Source organism: Streptomyces sp. NPDC059142 (assembly GCF_042755665.1).
GTDB lineage: Bacteria > Actinomycetota > Actinomycetes > Streptomycetales > Streptomycetaceae > Streptomyces.
This window is the reverse complement of the sequence record NZ_JBHZDA010000212.1, coordinates 1-2,011: the sequence shown is the minus strand read 5'-3', so window position 1 is coordinate 2,011 and position 2,011 is coordinate 1. Positions and strand designations below refer to the sequence as shown.

Annotated in this window: 1 protein-coding gene; it reads right to left on the bottom strand. The window is 72.3% G+C overall.

The window, feature by feature from the left end:
• A partial coding sequence (locus ACFXPK_RS32800) for a condensation domain-containing protein (RefSeq protein WP_385080805.1) occupies positions 1–2,011 on the bottom strand: 2,011 nt, incomplete at both ends.

The window sequence follows — 2,011 nt, the reverse complement described above, 5'->3', positions numbered from 1 at the left end:
GGGTCCGGCCTCGACGTCGAGGCCGGGCATCGACACGTGGGCCTGCGGCATGTTCTGCACGGCCAGCAGGACCTGGAAGAAGGGAACTCGGTCGGTGTAGCGGGCCGGTGCCAGTTTCTCCACGAGGCGGTCGAAGGGTACGTCCTGGTGGTCGAGGGCGTCGAGCGCTGTCGTGCGGACCCGGCCCAGCACCTCGGTGAAGGTGGGGTCGCCGGACAGGTCGGTGCGCAGGACCAGGGTGTTGAGGAAGAAGCCGACGAGGTCTTCCAGTGTCTCGTCGGTGCGGCCGGCGACGGGGCTGCCCAGCGGGATGTCCTCGCCCGCGCCCAGCCGGGACAGCAGGACCGCGACCGCGGCCTGCCACACCATGAACATCGTGACGCCCTCGGCCCGCGCCAGCTCCGCCAGCCGCCCGTGCAGCTCGGCGGACACCTGGACGGGGTCGGCCGCGCCGCGGTGGCTCTCGACGGCGGGGCGGGGGCGGTCGGCGGGCAGGGCGAGTTCCTCGGGGACGCCGTCCAGCGCGGCCCGCCAGTGGGCGAACTGCCGGGCGAGGACGCTGTCGGGGTCGGCGGCGTCGCCGAGCAGGTCGCGCTGCCACAGGGTGTAGTCGGCGTACTGGACCGGCAGGGGCGCGAACCGAGGCCCACCACCACCGACCCGGGCCGTATAGGCGATGGACAGGTCCCGCCACAACGGAGCCAGCGACCAACCATCACCCGCGATGTGGTGCACCACCAGCACCAGAACAGAACTCTCCTCGCCCACCCTCAACAACGAAGCACGCAACGGAAGCTCACCGGCCAGATCAAAAACATGACCGGACACCTCCTCGATCCGACCCTCCAACTCCCCCTCCGACACCGCGACCACCGGAAGATCCACCACCGCGTCCACCACCGGCACAACCTCCTGATACGGCTCCCCCTCCACCTCCGGGAACCGCGTCCGCAACGCCTCATGACGCGCCACCACATCACCCAGCGCCCCACCCAACGCCACCACATCCACCCGACCCGACAACCGCACCACCAACGGAATGTTGTACAGCGCGCTCGCCCCCTCCAACCGGTCCACAAACCACAACCGACGCTGCGCATACGACAACGGCAACCGCCCAGGCCGCTCCCCCACCACCACCACAGGACGCACCCCCACACCCGACACACCCTCCAACCGCGCCACCAACCCCGCCACCGTCGGCGACTCGAAGAGGTCGCGGACGCGCAGTTCGACGCCGAGGACGGCGCGGATCCTGCTGACCAGGCGCACGGCCTGGAGCGAGTGGCCGCCGAGGGCGAAGAAGTCGTCGTCGACGCCCACCCGGGGCACGTTCAGCACCTGTGCGAACACGGTGCGGAGCAGTTCGGCGCGCACGCCGGGTTCGCGCCGGGCGGCCGGGGCGCCGGCCGCTTCGGCGTCCGGCGCCGGTTCCGTGGGCGCCGCGGTCGCGTCCTCGGGGGCGAGCACGTGCAGGACCCCCTCGTCGTCCCAGCGGGCGCGCGCCCCGGTGGGCCGCATGGGGGCGCCGTCGTCGGTGAACGGGCAGGGCACGGTGTCGTCCGCGGGTCCACCGCCGGTGACGTGGATCTGTCCGGGGACGCCGGGCGGCACGGGCGCGAGATGGTCGTCGAGGACGTAGACGCGGGCGTCCGGCCCGGCGATCCGTGGCTGGTCGCGGGACCACTCGTCCACGATCCGCCGGCGTTCGGCGGTTCCGAGGACGTCGACGGTGTGCACGGAGCGCCCGGGCCCGGTGGTCACGGCGTCCAGGACGCGCAGGAGACGGGCGATGAGGGTCTCGGCCGTGGTGTGGTCGAAGAGGTCGGCGGCGTAGACGAGCGCGCCGTCCAAACCGGCGGGCCGGCCCTCGGCGTCGAAGCGCTCGACGACCTGCAGGTCGAGGTCGAACTTGGCGTCACGGATCGTGGAGGGCAGCACCCGCGCGTCCACCCCGTCCAGCTCCGGGACGAGGAGGGGGGTGGACTGCACCTCCAGGACGGTCTGGAAG